The organism is Alcanivorax xiamenensis, assembly GCF_009846745.1.
Classification (GTDB): Bacteria; Pseudomonadota; Gammaproteobacteria; order Pseudomonadales; family Alcanivoracaceae; genus Alloalcanivorax; species Alloalcanivorax xiamenensis.
In genome coordinates this window covers 1-4,427 of sequence record NZ_AQPF01000092.1, presented here as the reverse complement: position 1 = coordinate 4,427, position 4,427 = coordinate 1, and the positions used below count along the sequence as shown (strand labels likewise).

General features: G+C 64.5%; 3 protein-coding genes. All 3 read left to right on the top strand.

Annotation, left to right across the window (positions count from 1 at the left end; genetic code table 11):
• On the top strand, nucleotides 1–1,643 hold a 1,643-nt coding region (locus tag A6D6_RS21390), incomplete at its 5' end, for a hydantoinase B/oxoprolinase family protein (protein WP_236564207.1).
• Between the two features lie 103 nt (nucleotides 1,644–1,746).
• Nucleotides 1,747–3,927 carry a TonB-dependent receptor family protein gene (locus A6D6_RS21385; RefSeq protein ID WP_159661825.1) on the top strand — a complete coding sequence of 727 codons (2,181 nt, stop codon included), beginning with the start codon at nucleotides 1,747–1,749 and terminating at the stop codon, nucleotides 3,925–3,927.
• Between the two features lie 115 nt (nucleotides 3,928–4,042).
• Complete coding sequence (gene grxD / locus A6D6_RS21380) at nucleotides 4,043–4,375, top strand: Grx4 family monothiol glutaredoxin (protein ID WP_133493502.1); 333 nt, start codon at nucleotides 4,043–4,045, stop codon at nucleotides 4,373–4,375.
• Nucleotides 4,376–4,427 lie beyond the last annotated feature (52 nt).

Here is a 4,427-nt window from a genome sequence, read left to right as displayed (position 1 = left end):
CGTCCGGCGTCCGGCGTCCGGCGTCCGGCCTGTGGCATACTGCCTGTTCACTCTCCGCCAACCCGATATTGTCCATGAACCCCGTACAACTGAGTATCTTCGCCAACCGCCTGGCCGGCATCTGCGACGAAATGGGCGCGCTGCTGCGGGCCAGCGCGCTGTCACCGAACATCAAGGATCGATTGGATCTGTCCTGCGCGCTGTTCGACGCCGCCGGCCAGCTTTGCGCCCAGGCCGCCCACATCCCCGTGCATCTGGGTTCCATGGCCTACGCCATGGCGGATCTGGTGGAACAGCGGGACTGGGCCGACGGCGACCTGCTGGTGGTCAATGACCCCTACCTGGGCGGCACCCATCTGCCGGACGTTACCGTGGTGGCGCCGGTGCTGGTGGCCGACGAGCTCATCGGTTTCGCCGTTACCCGTGCCCACCACGCCAATATCGGCGCCCATTCGCCGGGGTCCATGCCGGTGTCCCGCACGCTGGAGGAAGAAGGCCTGGTGATCGCGCCGCAGTGGCTGAAGCGGCGTGGCGATTGGCAGCTGCCACTGTGCCGGCGGCTGGCCGGGCTGGACGGCCCCGGCCCGTTACCGGTGGATGTGCCCCGGTTCGCCGATTTTGCCGCCCAGGCCAGTAGCTGCCTGGCCGGTGCCCGGCGTCTGGCGGAGCTGGCCGGGGAGCGGGGCACGGCTTGGGTGGCGACGGCGATGGAGGCCCTGAACCTCTATGGCGAGCGGCGCATGCGGCAGCGCCTGGCGATGCTGCGTGACGGCGTGTATCGGTTCCGCGATTGGATGGACGACGACGGCCAGGGCCACCGTGATATCGCTATCGCGGTGACGTTGACGGTGGCTGGTGAGCGGGCCCATCTGGACTTCGGTGACAGCGCTGGCCAGGTCGACGGCAATATCAATTGCCCGTTGTCGGTGGCCGCCGCCGCCGCTTATTACTGCTTCCGTTGCCTGTTGCCGGATGACGCGCCGTCCTGCGCCGGGCTGTTCCGGCCGATCACCCTGGAGGCACCCGAGGGCAGTCTGGTCAACGCGCGCCGCCCCGGCGCCGTGGCCGCCGGCAACGTGGAAACCAGCTCGCGCATCGTCGATGTGGTGCTGGGGGCGCTGGCCCAGGCGGAGCCTGAAGCAATCCCCGCCGCCAGCCAGGGCACCATGAACAACCTGGCCATGGGCGAGGGCGGCGAACGGCCCTGGGACTATTACGAGACCATGGCCGGGGGGACCGGCGGCCATGCCCTGGGCCCCGGGGTGTCGGCGGTGCACAGCCACATGACCAACACCCTGAACACGCCCATCGAGAGCCTTGAAGAACACTATCCGTTACGGGTTTGGCGGTACCGGTTGCGGCGCGGCAGTGGCGGTGACGGCCACCACCGCGGTGGTGACGGCATCGAGCGGGAATTGGAGTTTCTGGCGCCGGCCCGTTTCACCTTGCTCACCGAGCGTCGCTATCACCCGCCCTGGGGCCTGGCTGGCGGCGCCGACGGGGCGATGGGGGAGAACCGGCTCAACGGCGCGCCGCTGCCGGCCAAGGTCAGTGCCCAGGCCAACCCCGGAGACCGTCTGCTACTGGCCTCTCCCGGCGGCGGTGGCTATGGCCCGAAGGATGATCATCAGGGATGGCGGTAACAAGAAGGTCATGAAAGGTAAAGTGACTTAGCTGTAAATACGAATTGTTTTCATTAGTCTTCCTGCTTCCTTACAAAGCTGACAAAATTGCGGGAACGACAATATGCAAATTCGTACTCTTTTCTGGAGCGCGGCGTTGACGCCCTCCCTGGTGCTTGCCGAAACCGGATCTCACCGGCTGCCGGCGGTGGATATCATCGGCTCCTCAGCGGACGCTTTCAGTTTGTCAGGCTCCGCCTATGTGTTGACCAATGAGGATCTGGAAAAGAAAGAGTACACGGACGTACATCGCATGCTGCGGGATGCCCCCGGCGTTTATCTGCAGGAGGAGGATGGCTACGGACTGCGTCCGAATATCGGCATTCGCGGTGCCGCCAGTGGCCGCTCCGAGCGGGTGTCGCTGATGGAGGACGGAGTACTGATGGCTCCGGCGCCTTATGCGGCGCCGGCGGCGTACTATTTTCCCAGTGCCGGCCGGTTTCATGGCATCGAGGTTCTCAAGGGGCCGGATACTCTGCGCTACGGCCCCTTTACCGTCGGTGGGGCGATCAACTTCCTGTCCACGCCGATTCCTGCTGCCCCGGCCGGCATGGTGCAACTGGAAACCGGTGAGAACGGCCACCAGCGTGGCCATGCCTGGTACGGGGCCACGCATGGCCAATGGGGCTTCCTGCTGGAAACCCACCAGCAAAGCAGCGACGGCTTCAAGGACGTGGACCGTTCCGACCGCGATACCGGTTTCGACAAGCGCGACTATGTCGCCAAGCTGCGTTGGACCAGCCCGGCGGAAGCGTCGCTACAGCAGGCACTGGAACTCAAGCTGTCCCATTCCAGTGAAGTCTCCAACGAAACCTACCTGGGCCTCAGCGACCGGGACTTTCATGATGACCCCGATCGGCGCTACGGGCTCAGCGCCCTGGATCAGATGGACAACGATCACGATGGCATCGCCCTGCGCCATCATCTGGTGCTCGGCGACCGCACCCAACTGGAGTCGGTGATTTACCGCAATGAGTTTCAGCGCGACTGGTTCAAGGTCAGCGGTGCCGGTGGCCGTGGCCTGGGCGGCCTGATCGATGCCGCCAACGGCGGCGACGCCGATGCCCGGGCGATCCTGGACGGCAGCCAGGACGTCTCCGATGTGACGGTCAAACACAATAACCGGGAATACACCGCCAAGGGGATCCAGAGCGAGCTGGTCCATGCCTTCACCACCGCCGCTCTGGAGCATGAGATAGTGGTGGGCGCCCGTTTCCATCAGGACGAGGTGGATCGTTACCAGCCGGTGGAGGTGTTCTCGCAGACCAACGGTGCTTTGGTGCCCAGTGGTTACGTGGCGCCCACCGGCGGTGACAACCGGGTGGAAGAGGCCGATGCCTGGTCGGCCTGGCTGGTGGACAAGGTGTATATCGGCAAGCTGATCCTGACCGGTTCGTTGCGGTATGAGGACATCGAATCCAAGGCCCGCCGCTACGGTGACCCGGGGCGGGATACCGTGAGCCGGCGTGACAGCAACGAGGTCAGCGAGGTGCTGGCCGGATTGGGCGCCACCTACCTGCTGAACGATCAGTGGTCCTTGCTGGCTGGTGTACATCAGGGGTTCGCTCCGGCGGGCGCTTCCGCCACGGATGGCACCGACCCGGAGAAAAGCGTGAACTATGAGGCCGGTTTCCGCTACTGGGGCGAGCGCTTGAATCTGGATGCCATCGGTTTCTACAGCGATTACGAGAATACACTGCAGAATTGCTCGCTGGCCTATCCCTGCGATCTGGTCGGCGGCGGCAGTCAGGACTCCGGCTCGGTGAGCTTCGGCGAGTCCCGCGTATACGGCCTGGAGCTGGCGGCCGGCAGCGAACTCTGGCGGGTGGGCAATGGCCTGAGCGTGCCGCTGCGGCTGGCTTACACCTATACGCGCGGCAAGATCACCGAATCCTCCGAGTCCAGCGATTCCGCGGTGGAAAGCGGGGATCGCCTGCCTTACCTGCCGGAGCACCAGGTCAGTCTGACGGTGGGGTTGGAGCAGCCGGCCCAGTGGGGCGGCTATCTGACCACCCGGTATGTGGAAGGGATGTGTGTCACCGGCGGCTGCGACAAAGGGTTGGAACGTACCGATGACCTGCTAGTGGTGGATCTGACCGCGTCCTACCATCTGACCAGCGCGGTGGAGGTCTACGGCAAGGTAGATAACCTGTTCGATGAGCGTAAAATCGTCGCCCGCAGCCCGGACGGCGCCCGCCCGAATCCGCCGCGCACGGCCGCTCTCGGGGTCCGCGTCCATTTCTGACCGGCCATGGGCCAGGCTTGAAAGCGCCCGGCGCCGTCCCCACCCTCTGCCCACGGCGCCGGAAGTGCTACACTGACCGGTAACTTCAATCAGCCATCCAGCCAGGTAGTCTTTTATGGACGACGTGCTTCAGGTCATCAAAGACCAGATAGCCCAAAACCCGGTGCTGCTCTACATGAAAGGCACCCCGCAGTTTCCTCAGTGCGGCTTCTCCGCCCAGGTGGTGGAAGCGATGACCAAGGTGAACAAGCCGTTCGCCTATGTGAACATCCTGGAAGCCCCGGAAATCCGCCAGTCGCTCAAGGAATACGCCAACTGGCCGACTTACCCGCAGCTGTGGGTCAGCGGCGAACTGGTCGGTGGCTGCGACATCATCATGGAAATGTTTCGCTCCGGGCAGCTGCAAACGCTGATCGAGAGCGCCGCGGCGGAAAGCGACGCCGAATAAACCTCGGATGCGACGAGAACGCACCGGCACACCCGCCGTTCACGGCGGGTTT